The sequence below is a fragment of the Albidovulum litorale genome (assembly GCF_025751495.1).
Taxonomy (GTDB): Bacteria; Pseudomonadota; Alphaproteobacteria; order Rhodobacterales; family Rhodobacteraceae; genus Albidovulum; species Albidovulum litorale.
The window spans coordinates 804,578-828,131 of sequence record NZ_JAOWKZ010000001.1; the positions used below are offsets into that span (position 1 = coordinate 804,578).

20 protein-coding genes are annotated in these 23,554 nt (G+C 61.6%); 4 read left to right on the plus strand and 16 right to left on the minus strand.

The genetic code is table 11. The annotated features are described in order from the left end of the window. The first annotated feature begins 57 nt into the window (after positions 1 to 57). Positions 58 to 945: a YghX family hydrolase gene (yghX, locus tag OEZ71_RS04100; protein ID WP_263738640.1), complete on the plus strand. Its 888-nt coding sequence runs from the start codon at positions 58 to 60 to the stop codon at positions 943 to 945. 3 nt (positions 946 to 948) lie between these two features. Here the strand turns inward: yghX and OEZ71_RS04105 are convergent, their stop codons facing one another. The 3 genes from OEZ71_RS04105 to OEZ71_RS04115 all read right to left on the minus strand — a co-directional run bounded on the left by OEZ71_RS04105 (position 949) and on the right by OEZ71_RS04115 (position 2,704). Further along, on the minus strand, positions 949 to 1,320 hold the full coding sequence (locus OEZ71_RS04105) for a hypothetical protein (protein ID WP_263738641.1): 372 nt from the start codon (positions 1,318 to 1,320) through the stop codon (positions 949 to 951). 70 nt (positions 1,321 to 1,390) lie between these two features. After that, the gene (locus OEZ71_RS04110; RefSeq protein WP_263738642.1) at positions 1,391 to 1,885 is read right to left on the minus strand and encodes a hypothetical protein; all 495 of its coding nucleotides are present in this window, start codon (positions 1,883 to 1,885) and stop codon (positions 1,391 to 1,393) included. A 177-nt stretch (positions 1,886 to 2,062) separates the two neighbouring features. Further along, positions 2,063 to 2,704: a hypothetical protein gene (locus OEZ71_RS04115; protein WP_263738643.1), complete on the minus strand. Its 642-nt coding sequence runs from the start codon at positions 2,702 to 2,704 to the stop codon at positions 2,063 to 2,065. A 245-nt stretch (positions 2,705 to 2,949) separates the two neighbouring features. Between OEZ71_RS04115 and OEZ71_RS04120 the strand changes: the two genes are divergently transcribed. Further along, positions 2,950 to 3,396 (plus strand): DMT family transporter, encoded by a 447-nt coding sequence (locus OEZ71_RS04120; RefSeq protein WP_263738644.1) that lies wholly within the window; start codon positions 2,950 to 2,952, stop codon positions 3,394 to 3,396. Positions 3,397 to 3,885: 489 nt separating this feature from the next. Here OEZ71_RS04120 and OEZ71_RS04125 read toward each other — a convergent pair whose 3' ends face one another. Further along, a complete protein-coding gene (locus OEZ71_RS04125; RefSeq protein WP_263738645.1) occupies positions 3,886 to 5,367 on the minus strand; it encodes an NAD(P)/FAD-dependent oxidoreductase in 1,482 nt (493 codons plus the stop codon). 344 nt (positions 5,368 to 5,711) lie between these two features. After that, the gene (locus OEZ71_RS04130) at positions 5,712 to 7,058 is read right to left on the minus strand and encodes a nucleotide sugar dehydrogenase (RefSeq protein ID WP_263738646.1); all 1,347 of its coding nucleotides are present in this window, start codon (positions 7,056 to 7,058) and stop codon (positions 5,712 to 5,714) included. A gap of 249 nt (positions 7,059 to 7,307) precedes the next feature. On the opposite strand from OEZ71_RS04130, the gene OEZ71_RS04135 reads away from it, so the two are divergent. Continuing rightward, complete coding sequence (locus tag OEZ71_RS04135) at positions 7,308 to 8,279, plus strand: NAD-dependent epimerase/dehydratase family protein (RefSeq protein WP_263738647.1); 972 nt, start codon at positions 7,308 to 7,310, stop codon at positions 8,277 to 8,279. A gap of 96 nt (positions 8,280 to 8,375) precedes the next feature. Continuing rightward, a complete protein-coding gene (locus tag OEZ71_RS04140) occupies positions 8,376 to 9,908 on the plus strand; it encodes a GMC family oxidoreductase (RefSeq protein WP_263738648.1) in 1,533 nt (510 codons plus the stop codon). On the opposite strand, the gene OEZ71_RS04145 is transcribed toward OEZ71_RS04140, so the two are convergent. From OEZ71_RS04145 to OEZ71_RS04195, 11 genes are read right to left on the minus strand one after another with little or no spacing between them, the layout of a single operon-like run. Next, positions 9,905 to 11,164 (minus strand): glycosyltransferase family 4 protein, encoded by a 1,260-nt coding sequence (locus OEZ71_RS04145; RefSeq protein WP_263738649.1) that lies wholly within the window; start codon positions 11,162 to 11,164, stop codon positions 9,905 to 9,907. The two genes, OEZ71_RS04140 and OEZ71_RS04145, sit on opposite strands and share 4 nt — an antisense overlap. Continuing rightward, positions 11,161 to 12,612 carry a lipopolysaccharide biosynthesis protein gene (locus OEZ71_RS04150; protein ID WP_263738650.1) on the minus strand — a complete coding sequence of 484 codons (1,452 nt, stop codon included), beginning with the start codon at positions 12,610 to 12,612 and terminating at the stop codon, positions 11,161 to 11,163. Before OEZ71_RS04150 ends, OEZ71_RS04145 begins: the two co-directional genes overlap by 4 nt. Next, a complete protein-coding gene (locus tag OEZ71_RS04155) occupies positions 12,609 to 13,394 on the minus strand; it encodes a polysaccharide deacetylase family protein (RefSeq protein WP_263738651.1) in 786 nt (261 codons plus the stop codon). The genes OEZ71_RS04150 and OEZ71_RS04155 overlap by 4 nt, the downstream gene beginning before the upstream one ends. A gap of 2 nt (positions 13,395 to 13,396) precedes the next feature. Further along, positions 13,397 to 14,848: a protoporphyrinogen/coproporphyrinogen oxidase gene (locus OEZ71_RS04160; RefSeq protein WP_263738652.1), complete on the minus strand. Its 1,452-nt coding sequence runs from the start codon at positions 14,846 to 14,848 to the stop codon at positions 13,397 to 13,399. After that, complete coding sequence (locus OEZ71_RS04165) at positions 14,845 to 15,246, minus strand: GtrA family protein (RefSeq protein WP_263738653.1); 402 nt, start codon at positions 15,244 to 15,246, stop codon at positions 14,845 to 14,847. Before OEZ71_RS04165 ends, OEZ71_RS04160 begins: the two co-directional genes overlap by 4 nt. 34 nt (positions 15,247 to 15,280) lie before the next feature. Then, positions 15,281 to 17,182, minus strand: coding sequence for an asparagine synthase (glutamine-hydrolyzing) (gene asnB, locus OEZ71_RS04170; protein WP_263738654.1), 1,902 nt, complete (start codon positions 17,180 to 17,182; stop codon positions 15,281 to 15,283). A 38-nt stretch (positions 17,183 to 17,220) separates the two neighbouring features. Continuing rightward, positions 17,221 to 18,852, minus strand: coding sequence for a glycosyltransferase family 39 protein (locus OEZ71_RS04175; protein ID WP_263738655.1), 1,632 nt, complete (start codon positions 18,850 to 18,852; stop codon positions 17,221 to 17,223). A 43-nt stretch (positions 18,853 to 18,895) separates the two neighbouring features. After that, complete coding sequence (locus tag OEZ71_RS04180) at positions 18,896 to 19,807, minus strand: glycosyltransferase family 2 protein (protein ID WP_263738656.1); 912 nt, start codon at positions 19,805 to 19,807, stop codon at positions 18,896 to 18,898. 54 nt (positions 19,808 to 19,861) lie between these two features. Then, complete coding sequence (locus OEZ71_RS04185; RefSeq protein ID WP_263738657.1) at positions 19,862 to 20,875, minus strand: glycosyltransferase family 2 protein; 1,014 nt, start codon at positions 20,873 to 20,875, stop codon at positions 19,862 to 19,864. Next, positions 20,872 to 22,395 (minus strand): hypothetical protein, encoded by a 1,524-nt coding sequence (locus OEZ71_RS04190; RefSeq protein ID WP_263738658.1) that lies wholly within the window; start codon positions 22,393 to 22,395, stop codon positions 20,872 to 20,874. Before OEZ71_RS04190 ends, OEZ71_RS04185 begins: the two co-directional genes overlap by 4 nt. Continuing rightward, positions 22,395 to 23,369: a UDP-glucuronic acid decarboxylase family protein gene (locus tag OEZ71_RS04195; RefSeq protein WP_263738660.1), complete on the minus strand. Its 975-nt coding sequence runs from the start codon at positions 23,367 to 23,369 to the stop codon at positions 22,395 to 22,397. The genes OEZ71_RS04190 and OEZ71_RS04195 overlap by 1 nt, the downstream gene beginning before the upstream one ends. Between the last annotated feature and the right edge of the window lie 185 nt (positions 23,370 to 23,554).

Genomic DNA, 23,554 nt, shown 5'->3' on the forward strand with positions numbered 1-23,554 from the left:
GGGAACACTGCCCAGCAATGCTAACTTCCGCCGACAGGCTACAGGGAGGACCTCAGGATGACCCGTCTCACAGCAAAGGACTTCGCTCCGGAAATCCTCGAGCTTTATGACTTCTACGCCCATGGCATGATCACCAAGCGCGAATTCCTCGACCGGGCCGCCAAGTACACGGTCGGCACCATGACCGCCGCCGCGATCCTCGGCGCGATGAGCCCGAACTATGCGCTGGCCGAACAGGTCAGCTTCAACGACCCCGACATCACGCCCGAATACATCACCTATCCCTCGCCCAACGGTCACGGAGAGGTGCGCGGCTACCTCGTCCGACCCGCAGAAGCTGCGGGCAGGCTGCCCTCGGTCGTCGTTGTGCACGAGAACCGGGGGCTCAACCCCTATATCGAAGACGTGGCCCGCAGGCTGGCCAAGGCGGGTTTCATGGCGCTTGCGCCCGACGGGCTGACCTCGGTCGGCGGCTATCCGGGCAATGATGATGAGGGGCGCGCTTTGCAGAAGATCGTAGACGGCACGAAACTGATGAACGATTTCTTTGCCGCCGTCGAACACCTCATGGCGCATGAGGGGTCGACCGGCAATGTCGGGATCGTGGGATTCTGCTACGGAGGCGGCGTCTGTAACGCAGCGGCCGTGGCCTATCCGGAACTGAAGGCTTCCGTCCCCTTTTACGGACGGCAGGCAGCAGCAGAGGATGTGCCGAAAATCAAAGCCGCATTGATGCTCCACTACGCAGGCCTTGATGAGCGGATCAACGAAGGCTGGCCCGCCTATGAAGCCGCGCTGAAGGCGGCGGGAACCGATTATCAGGCCTTCATATACGAGGGCGTCAATCACGGCTTCCACAACGACTCCACCCCACGTTACGACGAGGCGGCGGCAGACCTCGCCTGGGGCCGGACCGTGGAGTTTTTCCGCGAAAAGCTGGTCTGAGCCTCAGCGCCGGTTGCGCCGGATTTCGCAGAGCGACTGGGTGTGGCCGGCGGTCAGACCCGGGCGCTGATCAAAAAGCGTGACAAGCCCCGATGAGGCCGCCGCCCGATCGGCGGAAAGGGTGAAGGTCATCGGTTCGCCCGCCCGGCGCGGCGGTTCGGACGCGCGGTAGATCATCGCGGTGGGGGCCAGATGCAGGGCGCGGATCGCGTAATCCCCCGCCGCGCACCAGAAATCCTGCGGTCCTGACTTGCCGCGCCACGGAACGGTGAAGTCCGACGCACCGTCCGACCGCACGATCAGGCCGTTCTGGGCAGTGAAGCCGAAAGCGGGGGACGCGAGGGCAAGGGCGACGAAAAGAACTGCGAAGCGCATGGTGCGACCTTCCGAAAGCTGTTCCCTTCAGATAAGCCCTGCACCGCGAATTCCAAGCCCGCCGCGCGGGCTATTCGCAGGCCGACCAGACCTCTCGGCCCGGGTCCCAGCACTGCCCGGCAGCGGTCTTTGCCTCATAAAGCCCGTCACCATAGGCGAAGGTGACCGAGCCCGGATCGCAACGCAGCGTGGCCAGAACCGCGTCGCCCCGCCGCACCTCGATCCCGCCGGTCACCTCGGGGTCCGTCCCCTCCTCGACCGGCCGGTCGATAGTGCCGAAGACGGTGTAGCTGACATCGCCCGACCGGAAGGTGACGGTTTCCCAGATCGCGCGACCGATACCGGGCCAGGGCTGGTACTCGACTTGCGTCAGCGGCACAGCCAGCGAAAGTTCCGGCGCACGACCCGGGCGACCGAAAGCATAGGTGACGGTTTCGGCATCATGGCAGACATCGACCGCCTTGGCCCCGGAGGAGAAAGTGCAGGCAAAATCGGTCTCGGTCGTCTCCGGACAGGCGGCGAATGCGGGGCCGGCAAGAATGGAAAGCAGGAAGAGAAATCGCACCGGGCAATTCCTTCGGGAGAGAACAATTGGCCCCAGACTAGAACAGCGGCCGTTCGGAAGGAAGCACCGTCGGAGCCCCGCGGCTCGCCTCCCCCTTGCGGGGGTAGTGTTAGGGAGCCCACCTAGTTTCAGCAGAGCTGAGTGTACGCCCTATGCCCGGATTGCGGCCAGTTGTCTCTAAAGCAGACTGACATCTGGCGAGACATGGTGGATGTATCCTGAAAGTTTGTGACGCGCGGGCAAACCAAGAGCATAGGTGGCCACCTCGAAAGCCGCGATCCATGTTTCCCGGTGGACGGGACCCTTCATTTCATGGTCGTTGAGAAAGCCGACGAAGACCAGATGAGCCTTAACACCCTGTTCGTGAAACCACCACAAATGGGCCAGCCGGTTGGCATATTGATAAAAGTACTGAGCCCAGTTCACATCGCCATCCGCATTCAGATCTCGTTTTACTGCCAAAAACGCCGCTTCGATTCTTCCGCGTGATGCGGGGCCAGCCTGACAGGCCGACGACAGGAATTCGGAGACATGCGCCTTGGCTTCAACCAAGACAGGCGCGCGGTCTGCCAGCCCAAGGGCATCCCATTGTGGACCGCGTTCAGGCCAGAAAGTCCTCAAATTCGGAGCGAGAGCTTCCAGTCCTAACCGATCAAGAAAGGCCGTATCCCGGTATTCGGCATATTCATCTCCCGCCAGCGGCGAAACCCATTCAATTGGCGCAAGGCTTTCGGGTTGCAAAAGATTGGGATATCGGGCGACGCATATTTGAATCCATTTCTGGCTGCCCCGACGCCCCTCGCGTTGAACCACCCTCATCCATGTGCCTCCCTGATCAGCCTGTCGGACAATGCGAGCGGCTGCCATGTGCGGTCAAGGAGGCAAGTCGGAGGACTGCGGATCGACCGTCGGTGCAGGGTCCATATGAATCGAGCCACAGCGAACCCCAACTATTTCCACTCGGCGCGCACCCTGCGTCCAAGGGTGCGGACGGGAGAACGAAATGACTTGCCTCGGGCCCTCCGCCGCGCCTTTCATGGCCCGTCCCGATACCGGAGGTCCCGATGCCCTATGCAGCTCTTCTCACCCTTGCCCTCTCCATGGGCGTCCTGCTCGCGGTCTATCTGCCCGTTCTCAGCCAAAGCGGCCGCATCGTCGACTCACCCATCCTCGCCAATGCGCCGTTCTACTTCTTCGGTCTCGTCACGACCGTGATACTGGCGGTCGGCGCCGGCAACCGGATGGCCGACTTCGCACGGCTGCGCGAGGTGCCGGGCTGGATGTTTCTGACCGGCGTCGTCAGCGCGCTGATGATCCTCGGCTCGACCTTCCTCATCCCCCGGATCGGGCCCGGCCCGTTCTTCGTTCTTCTGGTCGCGGGCCAGATCGTGACCGGGGCGGTCCTCAGCCATATGGGCTGGTTCGGCGCGCCGGTGGATGCGGTGGGGCTGAGGAAAGCCACCGGACTGCTTCTGGTGATCTGCGGCGCGGGCCTCGTCTCGCTGCGTTGACAAGGTCGCCGGGGTAGCAGGCAAAGGTAAATCCGGCGCACGGCCCTGCCATACGTTTTGCCGACGGTTTGCAGACGCTTTGCCGACAAGCGTCAGTCCGGTTTTCCCGACCTGCGGGACGACTCCCGATCTGCTATTCTGTTCCCATTGATGAAAGGCATTTTTCAAGGGACCGAGGGGTAACAGGCCGGGGTCCCGAAACACGTCGGCACCCCGGTCGCGCACGCCTTTTCACGACCCCGCCAGAAGCCTGAAATGAAGCTGGCACGGCCGCATCAGGCCCCCATGTCTTTCCCATGCGAAGGAGGAAGCCATGCCCCGCAACGCGCCAAAACCGCCCGTCCCGAAGCCCCGTCCCGGCGACCGGAAACCACCGGCGCCGCGCTTAGCCTACCGCTTTACTGACTGGGCGATGATCTGAGACCGAGGCGATATCCCGCCCCGCAATAATATGAAAATCAATGAGAATCTAATATGGCGGTGGAGAGATTACTCCGCCGCCAAAACCGGCTTGCCCGACCCTTTCGGAGCGTCCTTGACCTCGAATTCCTCGTGGTAGGACCGCTCCACATTGACGTTCCACACGTCGTTCTTTTCACCAAGGATATTGCGGGCGGCATACATCGCCGACAGCATCGAATGGTCCTGGTTGTTGTAGCGGTGCAGCCCGTTGCGCCCCACGGTCTGGAAGTTCTCCAGCCCGAGAATCCACTCCTCCAGCACATCAAGCGCCTCGCGGTATTCGCCGTCATAAACCGGATAGGCCTTGGGCTGACGGATGATGGCCGCGTCGATGACGTCCGTGGCTTTGGCGAGCCCAAGCTGCTCCAGCTCTTTCGACGCCAGTTCACGCAATTCGGTATTCGACATCGACCAGAGCCCGTCACCCTGCTGGCAGAAATACTCCATGCCGATCGAGGCGGTGTTCTGGTCGGGCAGCATTTCCTTTGACCAGGCGCGGAAGTTCTGGATACGTCCGACCTTCACCTTCGGCGAATGGATATAGATCCAGTTGTCGCGGAACGGGTCAGCGTGGTCGAGAACCAGCGTCACGATCAGGAAGTCGCGGTATTTCAGCTTGTTGGCGGCCTCCACCACTTCCGGCGGCGGGGGCGGGTCGAAAGAATGAATCAGATCGCGAAGCGCCATCGAATTGACGAAATGCTCGCCCTCCACCCGCTCGATCACAGGCTCACGCCCGTCCTCGTGCCAATGCTTCACGTCGATCGAGGTGACGCGGTTGCCTTCACGGTTCACCTTGATCACTTCAGATCTCAGATGCACCTCGCCGCCCTTTTCCTCGACAAGGCTTTGCGTCTTTTCCCACATCATACCGGGGCCGAGACGGGGATACTGAAATTCCTCGATCAGTGAGGTCGTATCATTCGCCCCCGAGATCGCGTTCCAGACCGCCTTGAACAAGGACAGGTTCTTGATCCTCTGCGCCGCCCAGTCGGCGCGGATATCCTTTGGATTGATGCCCCAGACCTTCTGCGTGTAGCTGCGGAAGAAATGCATGTAGAGCCGACCGCCGAAGCGGTTGATGACCCATTCCTCGAAGTTCTCTTCCTTGCGGTAGGGACGGACCTGCCACTTGAAGTAGGAAAGCAGGATGCGCATCGACTCGTAAGGGCCGATATTCGTGAGCGCGTTGAAGAGCTTCAGCGGATAGTCGAAAAACTTTTCGCGGTAGTAGATTCTGCTGAGGCGTGGCACGGTGATGAAGTCGTCCTTCAACACCTCATGCCACATCTCCTCCACTTCCTTCACCTTGGTGAAGAAACGGTGGCCGCCGATATCGAACCGGTAGCCGTTGTTCGATTCCGTGCGCGAGATGCCCCCAACCATGTCGGAGGCTTCATAGACAAGTGGCTTGTGCCGGCAGCTGCGTTTTTGCAATTCGTAGGCGGCAGTAAGACCGGCTGGGCCGCCGCCGATAACGACGACCGGGGAACGTTTATCCTGCTTCATAATCTCTACCACCGTTCCCTTAAGTATGCGTCCATAAAATCCACCCACGCAGACGCCAATATACATTGCGCGCGCCGAGGCTCAAAACGATCCATACCAGTTCACCCCTCAACACAGTCACATCCGGAACCAATAATTCAACTTCTGCACTCTTCGTTCATCTGAACGCATGATTGTTGCTCATATGCATATTTTGATACACAATCATTGGTTGAATAAATTGCACAACTAATATCGCTAAAAATGTTTTTTCCGAATCGGAGACCGTCACTTCGCCACATTTCCATAACCATGACTCACCAGAAAAACCACAAAATCCCAAAAAGTTAACGTTTCCGTCAACGTCAGATCTTAATCAATCTGCCACAATTCTCTGTAAGCGAGAGCGTTGCAAAGACGTTCCTCGTATCAAGGACCAGTCGGGCAGAGGAAGCCACCAGCGCATAGTCTACATTGCTGTGGTCGGTCGCCACGAGAACCGCGTCGTATCCGGCGACGGCGTCCTTCGACAATGCCACCGACTGGCGCCCTGCGAGAGACGGATGATCCCGCGTCACCGGCATCACCGGGAAATAGGGATCGTGATAGTCGCACACCGCCCCCATCTCTTCCAGCTCAGTCAGGATCGCGAGTGCGGGGCTTTCGCGGGTGTCCTCGACATTCTTCTTGTAGGCAATACCAAGGATCAGAACACGCGCGCCCTTGACGGCAACGCCGCCCCGCCCGAGTTCAATCGCAACGCGGCCGGCGATGAGAGCAGGCGCTGAATCGTTGTTCAGCCGCGCAAGGTCGATGATCGGCATGGCCGAACCGACATCCTTTGCCCGCCAGGACAGATAGACCGGCGAAACCGGAATGCAGTCGCCGCCGATACCGGGGCCGGGATAGAAGGGCATGTAGCCGAAGGGCTTGGTCGCGGCAGCCTGCACTACTTCCCAGACATCGACGCCCATCGCCTCCAGCGCGACCTTCATCTCGTTCACCAACGCGATATTCACGGTGCGGAAGCTGTTTTCAGCCAGCTTCACCGCCTCGGCGGTGGCCAGTGAACTGACCGGCACGGTCCGGGTCACGATCTGCGAATAGAAAAGATCGACCAAATCACGCGACCGAACATCATCGGCGCCGACGATCTTGGGGATGGTATGGGTCGTGAAATTCGCATTGCCCGGATCCTCGCGTTCGGGCGAGAAGGCGAGAAAGAAATCATCCCCCGCGCGGAGCCCCCGGGATTCAAGGATCGGCTTGACGACGGTCGCGGTCGCACCCGGCCATACCGTGCTTTCCAGAACGACAAGCTGCCCCGGACGCAATTGGGCGACAATCGTTTCGGCAGCGCGGATCACGTAGCTCAGATCAGGTTCGCGCGACGGTGAGAGCGGCGTCGGCACACAGATCAGGATCACGTCGACATCGGCGAGCTTCGCAGGGTCGCTTGTCGCTGTGAAACGGCCCGTCGCAACGGCGTCACGCACGCGGGTTTCAGGGAAGTAGGAGATGACGCGCTCACCAGCATTGATCGCGGAAACGCGCGCCTCGTTCAGATCGAGCCCGGTAACTGGAAATCCTACCTCATTTACTGTCAGTGCAAGCGGCAGACCGACATAACCCAACCCAACGGTCGCAATCCGGGCGTCATGTCTGCCGATGCGATCCTTGAGCGTGGAATAGAGGGAAAATACGTTGGTCATTAACACCCTGCTTCAACAATCAGGCAGCCCGCAGAACGCGCGTCCCAGCCACAACCCTTGATAAAATGGCACATAGACTATAGAGGCCGCAATCTTGCTGACGCCAGTCAGGAATGTTGTACCCCCTTTGCGAACAATCCCTAACAAGGCGACGGTTTGGCCCCGACAGGGGATATGCCGATGGTCGTCGACAAAGCCCCATGCTACGATCCGGGCCGATTGAAGCTGCGGCTTTTTTTGCGAGGGAATATGAAGGTTCTGATTACCGGTGGTGCGGGGTTCATCGGATCGCATCTGGCAGAGCGGCTTGTGGCCGAGGGGCATGGCGTGACCGCGCTCGATGATCTGTCGACGGGCCGCAGGGAGAACCTTTCCGGATTGGCCGGTAGTAACCGGTTCCGTTTTGTCGAGGGCACGATCCTCGACGCACCGACCGTGCAGGATCTGGTGGATGAGGCCGATGTCATCTTCCACTTAGCCGCCGCCGTGGGCGTCAAGCTGATCATGGACGAACCGTCTCGCTCTATCCTGACCAATGTCGGCGGGACCGAAACGGTGCTGAAAGCGGCGCTAAAGGACAAGAAGCTGACCTTCGTCGCCTCCACCTCGGAGGTTTACGGTAAGGCAACGAAATTTCCGTTCTCCGAAGATGACGATCTGACCATCGGTGCGACGAAGAACCTGCGCTGGTCCTATGCCTCGGCCAAGCAGCTCGACGAGTTCCTGACGCTCGCCTATGTGCGTGAGGCCGAGCTTCCGGCGATCGTTCTGCGCTTCTTCAACACGACCGGCCCACGCCAGACGGGGCGCTACGGCATGGTTCTGCCGAATTTCGTGCAGTCCGCGCTGGAAGGCCGTCCGCTGATGGTTCATGGCACCGGGCAGCAATCACGCTGCTTCGGCCATGTCGCCGATGTGGTCGAGGCGCTGGTGCGGCTGATGGCGACGCCGTCGGCGCTGGGTCAGGTCTTCAATGTCGGCAATGACCAGGAGGTCACGATCCTTAGCCTTGCCGAACAGGTGATCGCGGCGACCGGCTCGCGGTCGGAGATTCAGCTTGTGCCTTACGAGAGCGTCTACCCGGTTGGCTTCGAGGACATGGCCCGTCGCCTGCCCGACGTGTCGAAGCTGGAACGCGCCATCGGCTTCCGGCCGCGTCGCCCCCTGAGCGAGATCATCGCCGATATCGTGGCCGAGAAACGCGCCGCCATGGCGGCCTGACGACATGCCCAAGGTGACCTGCCCGGCACTGCAAGCTGCGTTTGAAGACCGCAGAGGCGTTTCGTCCGGCAACGGCGCCCTCAGACCATGGCCCTGATGCCCGATATCGTCATCGGTTCCGGCCCCTCCGGTGTTGCGGCTGCAAAAGCGCTGCTGGCGCGTGGCCGTCCGGTCCTGATGCTAGATGGCGGCAAGGTGCTGGAACCCGAGGCCGAAGCCCGCCGCACGGCCCTCGCCAACGATGATCCCGGCACGTGGGGGCAGGCAGCGCGCGACGCGTGGATGGAGCCGCAATTTGCCGCCGCGCCGGGTCAGGTTCGCCGTTACGGTTCGGATTTCGCGATGGAGGACGGGGCGGACACCTTCGCCAACCTGCCCGGCTGGATGGGCCTGCGTGCATCACGCGCGGCCGGGGGCCTGTCGAACCTCTGGGGTTCGGCCGTGCTGCCCTATGCGCAGAAGGACATGGTGGACTGGCCGATCTCGGCCGACGACCTCGCGCCACATTACCGTGCCGTGGCGGGATTCCTACCGGTGGCGGGCATACCGGACGAGATTGAAACCACACTACCGGCCTTCCCGATGGAGGGAAGAACCGGCATCGAGCCGTCAACACAGGCGCGGGAACTGCTGGCCCGCGTCGATGCACGGCGCGCGGTGCTATCCGGGATGGGCGTACATGCGGGCCCCGCCCGTCAGGCCGTCGACACCTCCTGCCACCTCTGCGGCCTCTGCCTGCATGGCTGCCCTTTTGGGTTCATCTGGTCGGCGCGCGATACTCTGGCCGACTTGCGGCAGGACCCGGGTTTCACCTACCGTCCCGGCGCCGTCGTCACCCGGATCGAGGAGGGGCCGGACCGCATCACGCTCCATCTCGGCGATGGCACTACCGTCACCGGCGCACGCGCCTTCCTTGGAGCTGGCGTTCTGGAAACGGCGCGCATCCTCATGGCGTCGCAACCAAGCCTTCACGAACTGGTGCTGAAGGACAGCCAGCACGCCTTCCTGCCGATGCTGCACCGCTGGCGCAACTCCACTCGCCCCGACCGGGGGCCATTCCACACGCTGCCGCAGGCCTTCGTCGAGATTGACGCGCCCGAGGTGTCACCCTTCCTCGTTCATTCCCAGCTTTACACCTGGAACGAACATTTCCCCCGCGATCTTGTCGAGAACTATGCGAGAAAAGTGCCCGGCTCCGCCCCCCTCTTCACCGCACTGGCAAGGCGGCTGATCGTGGCGCAGCTCTTCCTGCATTCGGACCATTCGCACCGGATATCTCTCAGCCTTGCCAGCGATGGGCGGTTACAGGCACGGCTGGAGGCAAACCCGGCAATGGAGCGCATTCTGACGGCCGCCGCCGGGCACATGGGCCGTGCAATGCGCAAAGTGGGACTGTTGCCACTCATCTTCGCCGCCCGTCCCGGTGTACCCGGATCGAGTTTTCATGTCGGGGCCTCCATCCCGATGTCCGCCGAACCGAAGGCGGGCGAGTCCGATCCACTGGGCCGTCCACTCGGCTGGGACAGACTGCACCTGATCGACGCGTCCAGCCTGCCTGCGATCCCGGCGACAACGATCACCTTTTCGGTCATGGCCAACGCCCACCGCATCGGTACGCTGGCGCCTTAAGCCCCTTTCTCGAACGCCCCAGCCTCAAGCGCCTTGGCCAGTTCGGCGTCGCCCTTTCGCTGCGCCGCGCGGGCAAATGCGGCGCCAAATGCCTTCAGAACCCGGTCCTCGCGCCAGACCTCGGTGAAAGCCTTGCGGGCGGCGTCCGAGCGGGCGGCACGGGTTTTCGGGTCTGATTGGATCGCCCGCATTGCATCAACCAGTTCGTCCTCGGTCTCAAAGAGGGCCCCCGCGCCCGACCGTTCCACGATCTCGGGGAATGGCCCCAGCCTGCGGGCGATGACCGGTGTGCCAAGCCGGAAGCTTTCGATCAGGATGATGCCGAAGGTCTCATAGCAGACCGAGGGCACGATGAGCCCGAGCGCCCCCCGATAGTAGGCGTTCAGTTCATCGGGACTCTTGCGGCCAAGGAACTGGATATTCCGGCGCCCGCCCGCCAGCCGCTTCAACTCATCCGCATAATCTCCGTCGCCGAGGATCAAGAGGTCCGCATCGGGATAGCGGTCCATCGCCGGGAACACGTCCTGCAGGCCCTTGATCTTCTCCAGCCGCCCCACGAACAGAAAATAGGGGCGCGGATGGCCGGTATAGGGCTCGGCCAGTTCCGGCAGGTCGGGCAGGAAATAGGGCAGGACCTGCATCTCCTGCCTCAGACCGAACTCCGCATGCTTCAACCGGCTGAATTCGCTTTTTGCGATGATCAGGTCCATATGATCCAGTGCCCGGTCGAGCATCCCGGTATGCCGCCAGAGTTGCGGCGGGCGTTTGAAACTCAGCTGGCATTTCAGGCAATGCTTTTCATCGCAAAGCTCGCGCCCGTAACGCCAGAGAACATGGCTTGGGCAGACCAGCCAATGTTCATGCGCCTCATAGACCTTTAGCCCCTCGCCCATCGGCAACAGGCCGGGCCCGCCGATGAGTGAGGTGTTGTTGTGCCAGATAATGTCCGGTTTTCGCTGGTCTAGGATCTCGCGGATGTGTCCAGCATGGACGACCGGCCGACCAAGCTGCTGTGTCAGAAGATTCGAGACGAAGCCGTTCTTGGCGCGAAGGCCAATCCGCCTCACCCCGTCGGGCGATCCTTCCGCCTGAAGCTTGCCGCCAAGGATCAGATAGCTGTCCTCGTCATGCACGACCGTAACGTCATGCCCCCGCGCCGCCAGCGCGCGCGCCATGCGCTGCACGCCGATCGCGTCGCCGCCAAAGGAATAGGGCGGGTAGAAGGTGGTGAACATGACAATGGACAGCGACCTCATACCGGGATCTCCGGTGCGGCGGGCCGCGCATAGGACAGGAACAGCCGCAGGCGGTCGCGCATGAAGAGCAGCGTCAGCGCGGCAAAGGTGACGACCCCCGTGAGGATGCTAACCGCGACATCGACGATCAGCGGCGCGCCGACAAGCGCCCGATGGGTCAGGATCACCACCGATGCCATTCCACCGGTAGCGAGTGCCGGAACGATATTGCAGGTGACGAGCGGCAGAACCGTCATTTCGCCCAATCGCGCCACCAGCCGATAGCGAAAGCCCCAAAGGAAGTAGTGTGCCGCGACAAACGCAGCCGTGATCGCCACCAGCCCCCAACGCGCGACGACCAGCATCAGGACTGCACCAAGCGCCACGTTGGCCCATGTTAGCATCGTGATCTCGCCCGCCTTGCCCGCCGCCAGGCAGAAACTTTGCTGGACCATGGCAACCGACAGATAGAGCCCGAGAAAGGCGAGCGCCGACAGGACCGGCGCGGCGTCGAGCCATTCTTCCCCGAAAAAGAGCCGCAAAACCGGTTCGGCCATCACCGCGATGCCAATGAAAAACGGGAAGGAGATGACACCGGTCAGCCGGGCAATATCCAGCAGCAGGTCGCCTGCCCTGCCCCCCTCGCGGCGGACCGCCGCGAAGGCCGGTTGTGAAACCATGCGCAAAGGCGTTGAGATGAGGAAGGTCAGCGTCTCCACCAGCCGCCACGAGAGGGAATAAAGCCCGGTTGCGAGCGGCCCGAGCGTCGCGCCGATCAGGAGCGTGGGCATCTGAACCACGGCAAGTTCGGCCATGCGCAGACCCAACACCTTTGCGCCGAAAGCGCCTGCCTGACGGATATGGGTCTTTGTCGTCTTCATCCCCGGGCGCCACGCGACCGCCGTCCAGGCCATCACGACATTCGTCGAGATCATGGCGATCCACTGGCCGACGAAGCTCCAGACGCCCCAGCCTGACAACGCCATGCCGATCCCCACCGAGCCGCCGACAATGACACCCGCAATGGCGCGCAGCGAGAGGACACGAAAATTAAACTCGCGCCGCAGGATCGCAACCGGCACGGCGGTGAAGGCGATCAGAAGAACCGTGATCGATAGGCCCCGGATCAGTCCCGCCACAATCTCGTGCCCGTAAAGCGCGGCAATCGGCCCGGCACCGGCCCAAAGGATCAGTGCGAGCACCAGCCCCAGCCCGGCCGTGAGCCAGAAAGTGGCGTTGTAGTCCTCTTCTTTCGGGTCATGCGCCGCGATCAGGTATTCCGACACGCTTTCGCGCACCAAAGCCTCGGCCAGCACGATGAAGACTGCTGCCATGGACAAAAGGCCGTAGAGCTCCGGCCCCAAGAGTTTCGCCATCGTCACGAAGACGACGAAGTTGATCGCCTGTTCGGTCCAGCCGCCGGCCGCCATCCAGGCGACACCCTTGATGAACTTGTGCCCGACGCTCACCGCCCCGCCCCCGAGGCGATGCCCTGCCAGGGTTTGGCGACCGCCGACTTGATCGCGCGCAGCCCTTTGCGGGCGGCAAGATAGGCAGCCCCCCGCCCCGCCAGATGAGCACGCCAGCGGGCGATATCGGTGAAGTAGAACATCTCAAGCCGTGGCAGATCGTGGGAATCGTCCCCCAGCCCGGCCTGCCCCAGCCGGGTTCCGACCGAGGTCTTGTAAAGCGTTGCAATTGCCGTCCGCACCTCTGGCCCGGCAATCCCATAGGGCGGTGCGAAATGGCGGATGGAGCGGCCGAGCCGATCCTCGATCACCGCCTTGGAGCGTTCCAGTTCCGCCCCCCGCGCATCTTCCGGCAGGGCATCCAGATCAGGATGGCTGACCGTGTGGCTGCCAAACTGCACGCCCTCGGCCGCAAGCGCCCGGATCGTGCCCCAACCCATCAGCTTGCGGGGTGGCTCGGCGATGCCGCGCCAGCCTTCCTCGCGTCCGATATAGGCGGTGGGCAAATAGACGATGGGTTTGAACCCGTGCTTCGCCATCACCGGCCAGGCGGCATCGGCGAAATCCTGAAAGCCGTCGTCAAAGGTCAGGATCACCGAATGGGGGGCAAGTGTACCCCGCCCGTCCTTCGCTGCGAGATAGTCGTCGAGCGTGATCACCGGCACCCCGGCCTCGGCAATCGCCGCCATCTGGGCGGCAAAGGTCGCGGGCGCGATCGAGGTCGCCCCGCCCCGATCCGAGATCGAGTGATACATCAGGATGTCGACGACCGGCCCGCCCATGCTCAGTCCTCGACCCGGTGGCTTTCAAACTCGTGGCGATGTTCGGCCCATTTTGCCCGGTCTATCCCGCCTTCTTCCGTCAGCACATCCGCAGCCGCGTAGGCCATGGCGAAGGCGTGGTGGGTATTGTCGTGCGCAAACAGCCCCTGCCGCCCGAAGCTGAGAAACCCGTCGAGCGACGACAGCCAATTGTCCACGGTCTCGAAATGCCGCTGATAGTCGAGGTCGTAAACCGGATAGGCATGGGCGATGCGCCGCGTCTCGGTACGGATCACCGGGACCTTCACCGGCAGGCCGAGATTGCCGAGCCATTCGCAGTAGTGCTGGCCCAGTTCCTCATCCGACATGTCCCACCACTTCTCACCCGGATCGCAGGGAAGCTCGGCGCAGAGGATCGTGCGGCCCTTCGGTTCGGCCGCCGAACTGTAGTTCTTCGGCTCGGACATCCGGCTGATCGGGATCGAGAGTTCAGGGAAGTAATGCGCGTCGTATTCGGTGAATTGGTCCGTCTCAAGGATGAGATAGACAAGGATCATACCCCGGAAGCGGATCGCCTCGGCCGCCATGATCACCTCGGGCGGCGGGGGCGGGTCCATCAGTTTGACGACCGTGGTCAGGGGGATCGTCGAATAGACCTGATCGGGATCGTGCCGGGTCTCGGTATCACTGTCTTTCGTCACGACACCGGTCACGCGATTGCCCTCGCGTTCGATCCTGACAATGTTGGTGCCGAAAGCGAAGCTGGCCCCCTGCCCCTCGGCAGCCGTCACCATCGCGATCGAAATCTGGCCGAAGCCCTTCTTCGGATAGTAGAACCGCCCCGTCGTCGCGCCCCTGAGCCCCGGGATCATCCGCAGCATCTTGCCAAGGATCTTGCCGATGGACGAGCCGGAGACACGCCGTTCAGCCAGCGTGACCGCCAGCTTATCGGGGTCGAGGCCCCAGAGCTTGCGGACATAGGGAAAGTAGAAGTTTTCCGAAATCGTGGGCCCGAGTCCGTCGTAGAGAACCGAGGAAAAGCTGCGCGGGCCGGTCGATTTCTTGCGGAACTTCTTCAACACCATGTCGCCGATCAGCGAGGCCGCGAAAGCCGGTGGCAGCTTCAGAAGCGCATCCTGCAGCTTCAGCGGAAAATGGATCCAGCGCCCGCCCAGCCGGATACGGCCATGACGCGGTTGCAAGAGCAGATCCTCGCCCAGCAGCGCCTTCACATCGGCCAGCACATTCTCATCCGCCACCGGGTGGAAGCGGTGAGAGCCATAGTCGCACCAGATGCCGTCAATCATGAACGAGGTCGAGTTGCCCCCCGCGACAGGCGCGCGTTCCAGCACTTCGACCTCGGCCTTGCCTTTGGTCAGCGCGTAGGCGGCGGCGATGCCGGCAGGCCCCGCGCCAAGAATGGTGATCCGGGGCTTCGTGCCAGTGGGGTTCGGTTTGTCGGTTGGGGTGGTCAAGTGTTTCTCCTGAATACCCAGAAAAGAGAGATGAAATAGCTGCACAGGAACGAGGCCCCGAAGGCCACCGTCAGCGCGATCCAGAACGGCACGGCCATGGCACGTTCAAACCCGACGAGCACGATCAGCCGCACGACAAGCGACGCCATGACGGCTGCCAGGTAGCGCAAAAACCCAAAGAGGGATGCCGGGGACCCATCGCCGGTCGAAAAGGTGATGTGGTGATGGCCGAGATAGTTCAGGACCGTGCCGATGAGAAAGCCGAGCGTCGAGGCGACGACGCCGGAGAGCCCCAGAAAGAAATGCAGCGCAAGGGCGGAGATATAGTCCGCCACCGTCCCCACGCTCGACACGCCGAAAAAGCGCATGAACCGGCTGTTTCCGATCCGGGCCAGCATCAGAGGCCCCCGCCATATGTCGGAAAACCAATCGTCATTCGATATACATCTCATGCCACATCGAGAAATTCAGCATACCCCAGAGTGCGCGGCCATGGTCCCGCTTGCTGGCCATATGTTCGTCGACCAACTGCTTAACCGCCTCGGGGCGAAAGATGTCGAGTTTCCGCATCCGTTCCTCACCCAGATAGTGGTGCACCATGTCGGCCAGATCGGTCTTCAGCCAGCGCGAATAGGGCATTTCCAGCCCGACCTTCTTCTTGTCGAGGATCGCCTGCGGCAGATGCCCCTCCATCGCGCGGCGCATCAGATGCTTCTTGCGACCGTTCTTCATCTTCAGGGCGGGCGGCACGCGGCCGAGATAACCGGTCAGTTCCGGATCGGTGAAAGGCACCCGCGCCTCCAGCGAATGGGCCATGGTCATCCGGTCGTTCTTGATCATCAGGTCGTCAGGCAGGAAGAGCGTCGAGTCGATATACATCAGCCGCGACAGCACCTCGTCCGCGCCACAGCGGGCGAAGCGTTCGCGGAAATGCCGGACGGTCGGCTGGGCGTCGAGTTCCTTGCGCACGCGATCGGAATACATCCCGAACTTCTGCGCCTCGGTAAGAACGATACGCCACCAAAGGTGCGCCTCTTCCGGCGGCAGGTCGAGTCCGCCAAGGAAACGCTTGAGTTTGAATTCGAAGCTCAGCTTCTTGTCCGAGACGGGCAGAAGCTGCGCCAGCGGCGCGATGATGCCGTTGCGGATAAAGCCCGGCACGCGGCGCGCCATTCGGTAGGTCTTGTAGGCGGCATAGGTGTCGTATCCGGCAAAGACCTCGTCTCCGCCCTCGCCCGACAGCACCACGACGACCTCATCCTTGGCAAGCTCGCTGACGCAATAGGTCGGGATCGCAGAGCCATCGCCATAGGGTTCGTCGATGAAGGCGATGCTTTTCGGTAAAAGCTCCCGCACCATATCGGCGGTGACAATCACCTCGCGATGCGCGGTCTTGAAGTGTTCGGCGACGATCCGGGCATAGGGCAGTTCGTTGAAACTGTCGTCCTCGAACCCGACCGAATAGGTGTGCAGCCTGGCGTTCGTCTGTTTGCTCATCAACGCGACGAGCGTGCTGGAATCGAGCCCGCCCGACAGGAAGATGCCGACCGGTACGTCTGCGATCAGGTGCCGCGCCAGCGACTCGTCCATCAGCCGGAAGGATTCCGCCACCGCCTCTTCCTCAGTGATCGCATCCGATGCGGTGAAATCGAGGTCCCAGTAGCGCGTCAGCGTCGTCGTACCGTCCGGCGCGACCGACAGGACATGGCCCGGGGGCACTTCGTGGATACCTTCGAAGGCGGTCTGCTGGTCAGGAACGTAGTTAAGCGTCAGGAAATCATGTAGCGCCTGAAGCGAGGGGTGGCGCGGGACGCGGGCATCGGCGATGATCGCCTTGATCTCGGACCCGAAGCGGAAATAGGCGCCATCCTGCTGGTAGAATAGTGGCTTGATCCCGTAGCGGTCGCGCATCAGATGCAGCATCCCGGTCTTCCGGTCCCAGATGGCCAGCGCGAACATGCCGCTCAGCTCCGCCGCGATCGCGGGGCCAAGCTCCTCGAAGAGGTGGATGATCACTTCGCTGTCGGTCAGCGATTTGAAGACATGGCCCTTTTCCTCAAGCCGGTGCTTTGCCTTGAGTTCGCGGAAATTGTAGACCTCGCCATTGTAGGTCATCATCACCGCGCCATCCTCGTTACCCATCGGCTGGTGTCCGGCCGAGGAAAGGTCGATGACCGAGAGCCGCCGGTGGCCGAAACCGACCGGCCCCTCGGCCCATGTGCCCCGATCATTCGGGCCGCGATGCGCCATGGTGTCGGTCATGGTTTCGAGCAAGGAAATATCGCCCGACCCAAGGCCCGACCCGATCGCCATGATTCCACAAATTCCGCACATCTCTTACTCTTTCACCTCTCGAACCACGCTCTGATCACCTAGCCTGCACCAGACACGCTGACCACAATCTCACCGCCGCCGAGCGTTCCCCAGAAGGTTTCGGCGCGGGTGAAGTCCCGCTCCAGCCGGTCGAGCAGTTCGGGATGCGCCGTGCGCGCCTGCACGGGCAGGGTGTAAAGAACCCAGACCCGATCTCCGCCGGCAAGAAGCGCGTCCAGCTCGGCAACTGTGTCGATCCGCGCCCAGCTCTTCTGATGATACCGGTTGTAAGGCAGATCGGATATGCCGATCACGGCGACCACATCGGTTTCGCCGCGATGCGCTTCAACATAGTCGATCGACTCGGCGAAGCTCTGCTTTGGATAATAGGCGCGCGGCAACGAAAAAGCCGATGCCGCGATCAGCACCAGTGCAGGGGCAATGGTGGTCCAGCCCTGCAAGGGTCCCTCCAACAGTAACAGCCGCGCAGCAAGCGCACCAAAGGCCGTCGCGCCATGGATCACGATGACAATGGCAAAGCCCATCGCGAAAAAGAAGAAACGCGGGAAAAGCGTGTAGCCGATGCTCGTCATGAGAAGCACGGCAAGCCCGACCGGAATCACGAAGAATGCAACCGGCGCACCCTCCGTCCTGGCAAAGCGGGCCAGGCCGACAATTACCACCAGCCCGCCCGCCGCCAGCACCCCCGCACCGGAAAAGCCAAGCTTGAGCGACCCCAGCAGTTCGCTGATAGCCCAGAGCGGGTTCGTCCATTCGCTGTCACCCTGAAGACCCGATCCGAGAAGCGCACCACCCAGCATGTCGGGCAAAACCACGGCGTGAAGGACCAGCGTTAGCAGCGTGAGGATGCCGAAGCCTTGGAAAATTCCGGACCAGAACGGGAATGTTCCGTCGTTCCGGTTCACGACGGCGCGATAGAGGAAGAAAAGGAAATGCCCGACGAACAAAAACGCGATGGTCAGATGGGTGAAGGCGCCCAGCGCGCCCGCTATCGCATAGGCGACCCAGTGTTTCGTGCTGCCCGACCGCATCGCGTCGATCAGGAAAGAACTCGACAGTAGCGAGAATAACAGGAGCGCCGTATAGCCGCGCGCATTCTGGCTGAACCAAAGATGATGATAGGACAGCGCCAGCAAAAGCGCGGCGGCCAAAGCCTCGGGCCAAGCCGTCACGCGGCGGGCAAAACCATAGATCGCCGCGACACTGGCAATTCCGAAAACTGCCGCCGGGACGCGGATGGCCGCCACCGTATCGCCTAGGGCATCGATCGAAAGCCGCGCGAGGAAGGTGTAGAGGATGTGGTTGTTGGCGTCTTTGAAGGTCGTCAGTATCTGTAGCGGGCTCAGATGCATATGGCTGACATGCATCAGCATCTCGTCGTACCAGATACCACGCCCAAGGGCGTAAAACCGCAACCCTGCCGCTAACGCCAAAATTACGATCAGCGCCGCAAAGGCGCCTGCCGGGGCGGTATCGTGGTATTCCGCGTCGTCAGGATTGCCCGTCGCGACGAAACGAGGCAGCGCGAGCAGATAGGCACCGAAGACACCAAGCGCGATCCTGAAAGCCGTGACCCCGGCTTCCATCCCCTCTGCCGCGCCGAGCGCGCTGCCGGGCACGAGCGCAAGCCCAAGGCAAAAAAAGCCGAAAAGGATGAAAGCAGCCTTCATCTGGTCTGCACCGTCCGCCCGTTCCCCGATCTGCCCGGCACTCTCACGGCCTGAGATGCAGGCGCGAGATCATGTCGGCGATCAGTCCCAGCGACCAGATCATGATTGCCGCCAGATAGGCAAAGATCACGGTTTCCGAAAGGTCGCCGAAGGTCAGGTCGATCAAGAACTTCGCGGTACCAATGACCATGAAGACAAGGCCAAGCGGAATGAAGACGCGAAGCGGATTGAAGAGCGTCGAGATGCGCAGGATCAGGATCAGGAAGTTGATGAAGTCCATCGGCCGGATCTTCGATTTGCCGACGCGCTTGCCGTATTCGATGGGCGTATAGATCATCCGCTTGCCGTTCGCCGCCATGCAAAGCGTGATCGTCGTCGTGAAGGAAAACTTCTGCGGCAGAAGCGGGATGAATGGCACGAGTTCTGACTTACGGAAGACCCGCAGGCCGGAATTGAGGTCATTGAGCCTGCGCTCGGCCAGGAAGGAGGCAAATTTGTTCAGAAACCATTTTGCCGGCCGCCGGACCAGCGGGACGTTTTTCATCGCCGCGCCCCTGTCCCCCACGACCATGTCCTGATCGCGGCACATTGCCAGCATGTCCGGCAGGTAATGCGGCGGATAGGTGCCATCGGCGTCGATGATCGCGACATATTCGTGCTGCGCCCGCCTGACCCCGCGTTTCAGCGCCGCACCGTAGCCAGTATTGACCTGATTGCTGTCGACAACGACACCCGTCTGCCGCGCGATTTCCAAAGTCCGGTCCTCTGACCCATCATCTACGACGATGATTTCATAGGGAATACCCAGCGGGTCCATCGCGGCGCGCACTTCGTCGATCGTCGCCTTGACCGCGCCTTCCTCGTTATAGGCCGGAATCACGATGGAGAGCGACATGCCCTCAACCTCGGAAACCAGTGAACTCAGTTCGGCCTGATCGGCCTCTCTGTCTTTCATGTCTTTCATCCCTTTTCCGTCTCCGGTCCGGTTCAATCGTACTGGCGCAGCGCCTTACGGCACATGCAGGCGGTTTTTCACGCCGAGGACGTGATATTCGAATAGGCACCAGGCAAAAGCCGCCGCCGAATAGACGTAATAGACCTGATGATAAAGAAAGGTCAGGATGGCGAAACCAAGGCCGCCATTTGAAAACATGAAGCGGACAAATGCCGTATTCGCGATCAGCGCCAGTCCCAGGAGGCTAAGCGTCACAGGCCATAGCCCCGGCGTGAATGGCAGCGCCAGAAGCGACAGGATCAGCAATCCCGCAACCAGCGCCTTGGCCTTCTCGCCATGGCTGGTGTTCAGGTCGTTGTGCATACCTTCGCGCGAAATCATAAGCCGCGACCAAGGCAACGCGCGACGGAAGATGTCGGTATGGATGGCGTTCTTCGGCGTCCATACCTTCAGGTGTTTTCCCAGAAGCGTCGGGTCCACCACGATGCGCCCGCCCGTGCGGCGAATGCGGTAGCCCAGTTCGATATCCTCGATGGAGGGCACACGGTAGGTCTCAATATCGAACCCGCCGATCTGTCGGAACACATCCTTCCGCACCGCACCGCAGCCTGCCCAGAACGTATGCGCGTCGCGTTCCGCCCGCTGATGATAGAAGCGGTGCATCAGGTTCTTGTAGCGCGAGAACCAGTGCTGGCCGTCGGGCGTGGAATCATAAGACCCAAAGACAGCTGCCACTTCCGGATCGGCAAAGGCCGCGCGCACCTTTTCAGCGCCGTCTTCCCACGCGATCACATCGCTGTCGACGAACCACAGGACATCGCCTTTTGCCTCTTCGGCGGCCCTGTTGCGCGCCGCGCCCGGCCCGCCGTTCTTATCCATAATGATGACCCGCGCGCCAAGGTCGGCGGCAATCGTCGCCGTGTCGTCGGGCGACACATCGTCAACGACGATCACTTCATCGACGTCGCCGCGCCGGTGCATCGCCATCAGAGGCGCCAGAACCCGCGGCAGAAGATGCGCGGCCCTGAAAGCCGGAACCACGACCGTGATCGAGACCGTACCAGTCATACGCGCCCCTCCCCCGGGGCCTCGAACTGGCGCGACCGGCGGGCGAAGATCGCGAGGATCGTCGCCACGAGCGGCAACAGCCAGATCACCCGGGCGCCATAGCGCGTCGCCGGTTGCGAAATACCGCCGCAGACAAGCGCATTGGCCAAAACGCCCAAGAGGACCATGATCGCCAGCGCCTTGATTTCCCTCGGCACCCGATGCGGGAGAAGGACGAGGGCAACGATCACCAGAAGCGACAGGATGTAGAGCGCATGATGCGCAGTTGTCACCGGCACCAGCCAGCCGATATCGCGGGTCAGCCGTCCATGCTCGAACGCCCCGGACATCAGACCCGAAACCCCGGCATGCTGGGCGATGATCGGCTCGTTCTGCAAGGTCATGTCAACCGAAGTCCAGCCGGACTGAATCAATGTGTTCTTCAGGAATGCCAGCGTGAGCGCGATGGGCTGATCGGCCAGAACCTCGAAGAAAAAGCCGATCTGGTCATCGGCCACGATCCGCTGGTCCTCCGCCGTCATCAGGCGGAACGAGCCAAGCCGTTCACTTGTCTCGAAAACGATATGGCTTGCAGTGATCCGGAACGGGTCGTCCGACAATTGCAGTGCTGCATGCAGCTTGCAGGTCGGGATCGTGTCGTCGGGACAATGCGCGTCTAGATAGGACAGGCCGGGCCCGTCCTCGATGATCCGCGCGGTGATGTAGGGTTTGATCACCACCTCGGAATTGGCGACCGATTTCGCGGCCGACCGCAGGACGCTCTGCTCGGCAAAGCCGATGCCGACCATGATCAGGACCAAGGCAGGGGCCAGCCACCACCGGCGACGCGACAGGACCAGCGCAACGAGCGCCACGACCGGGATCATCACCGTCGCGATTGCCAGATGCGACAAGTGCGCAACGATCGCGAATGAGCCCAGAGCCACGGCAAGCAGCATTTCCCAGACCGTCATCTGCCGACCGAAGACCGTGATCGTACCGATCGTCAGGATCAGCACCGGTGCAAATGTATCGGGCATGAGATAGCTGACGAAGAAGGGCAATGAGCCGAGCGAGGCGACGATCACCGGCACCGACACTGCCTGCGCCACGGACATATGCAGCCCCCAGCGTCGCGCCGCGATCCGCATCGGCAACCAGACGGCCAACAGGACGGCGATGACATTCATCGCGATCAGACCTTCCAGGGCGCCCAGCCGCGCCAGTGCACCGGAGACCAGCGCATAGACGGTGGAGCGGGACCCATCGACGGTTTGCGCCGCATCAATCTCGCTGGCATCCGGGGTATTGGTCGCAACGTCCTTGATGCGGCCCGCTAGCGGAGACTCGCCGACAATGCCGAGTTTCTTCAGCCCCGAATGCCCCTGCGAAATGTAGCCAACCGTGTCGAAATAGAACAAAGGCCTGCCGTTGACGGCCAAGACGCTAAGACAGGCGATCACCGCCGCGACGATCCAAAGCGCCGAACCGAGGCCGCTCGACCGCCCGGCGATCTGACCGTTACCCGTCGCCATCGCCATCAGCCTGTCCCCCCTCTCGCATCCAGCTCTTTGCGCAGTTCGACAAAATACGCCGCTGTCCGCTGTAACCCGTCGCGCAAACGCACCTTCGGCTCCCACCCCAAAACGCGGCGTGCCAGACTGATATCAGGGCGACGCTGCACGGGATCGTCATGGGGCAAGGGTTCGTTGATCAGTTCGGACGACGACCCGGTCAGGTCGATCACCGCCTCGGCCAGCTCCCGGATCGACATTTCGACCGGGTTACCGATATTCACCGGCCCGGTCACGTCGTCGTCGGTTTCCATCAGCCGGATCAATCCGTCGATCAGATCGTCAACATAGCAGAACGACCGCGTCTGGCTGCCGTCGCCATAGATCGTGATCGGTTCTCCCGCCAGCGCCTGCATGATGAAATTCGACACGACCCGCCCGTCATTGGGATGCATGCGCGGACCGTAGGTGTTGAAGATCCGCGCAACCTTGATGCGCAGCCGGTGCTGACGGTAGTAGTCGAAGAACAGCGTTTCGGCGCAGCGCTTGCCCTCATCGTAGCACGACCTGAAGCCGATCGGGTTCACATTTCCCCAGTAATCCTCGGTCTGCGGGTGCACGACCGGATCGCCGTAAACCTCCGAGGTGGAGGCCTGCAGGATCTTGGCGCGAAGCCTCTTGGCCAGCCCCAGCATGTTGATCGCGCCATGTACGCTGGTCTTGGTGGTCTGAACCGGGTCGTGCTGGTAATGCACCGGGCTTGCCGGGCAAGCGAGGTTGTAGATCTCGTCCACTTCCACATAGAGCGGGAAGGTCACGTCATGGCGCATGACTTCAAAGCGAGGATTTTCCATCAGATGCGCGACGTTCGACCGGCGCCCGGTGAAATAGTTGTCCACACAGAGCACGTCATGCCCTGCATCCAGAAGCCGCTCGCACAGATGCGAGCCGAGAAAACCTGCGCCGCCGGTGACGAGAATTCGTTTGGAAACGACGCTCATTGCAATCTGCCGCCGCAAGAAAACCGGGCATGACCCCGTGCAGCATATTCACACGTTGATCTCGTGGGCATGACACTCGATGCAATCCCAGGCCGTTGGCGCTGCCGCCTGCCACACTTACCGCCCACAAAATCGCTCTTGCCCATCATCACCACGCGCCTGCCCAATCTACTACTGCCCGGAAT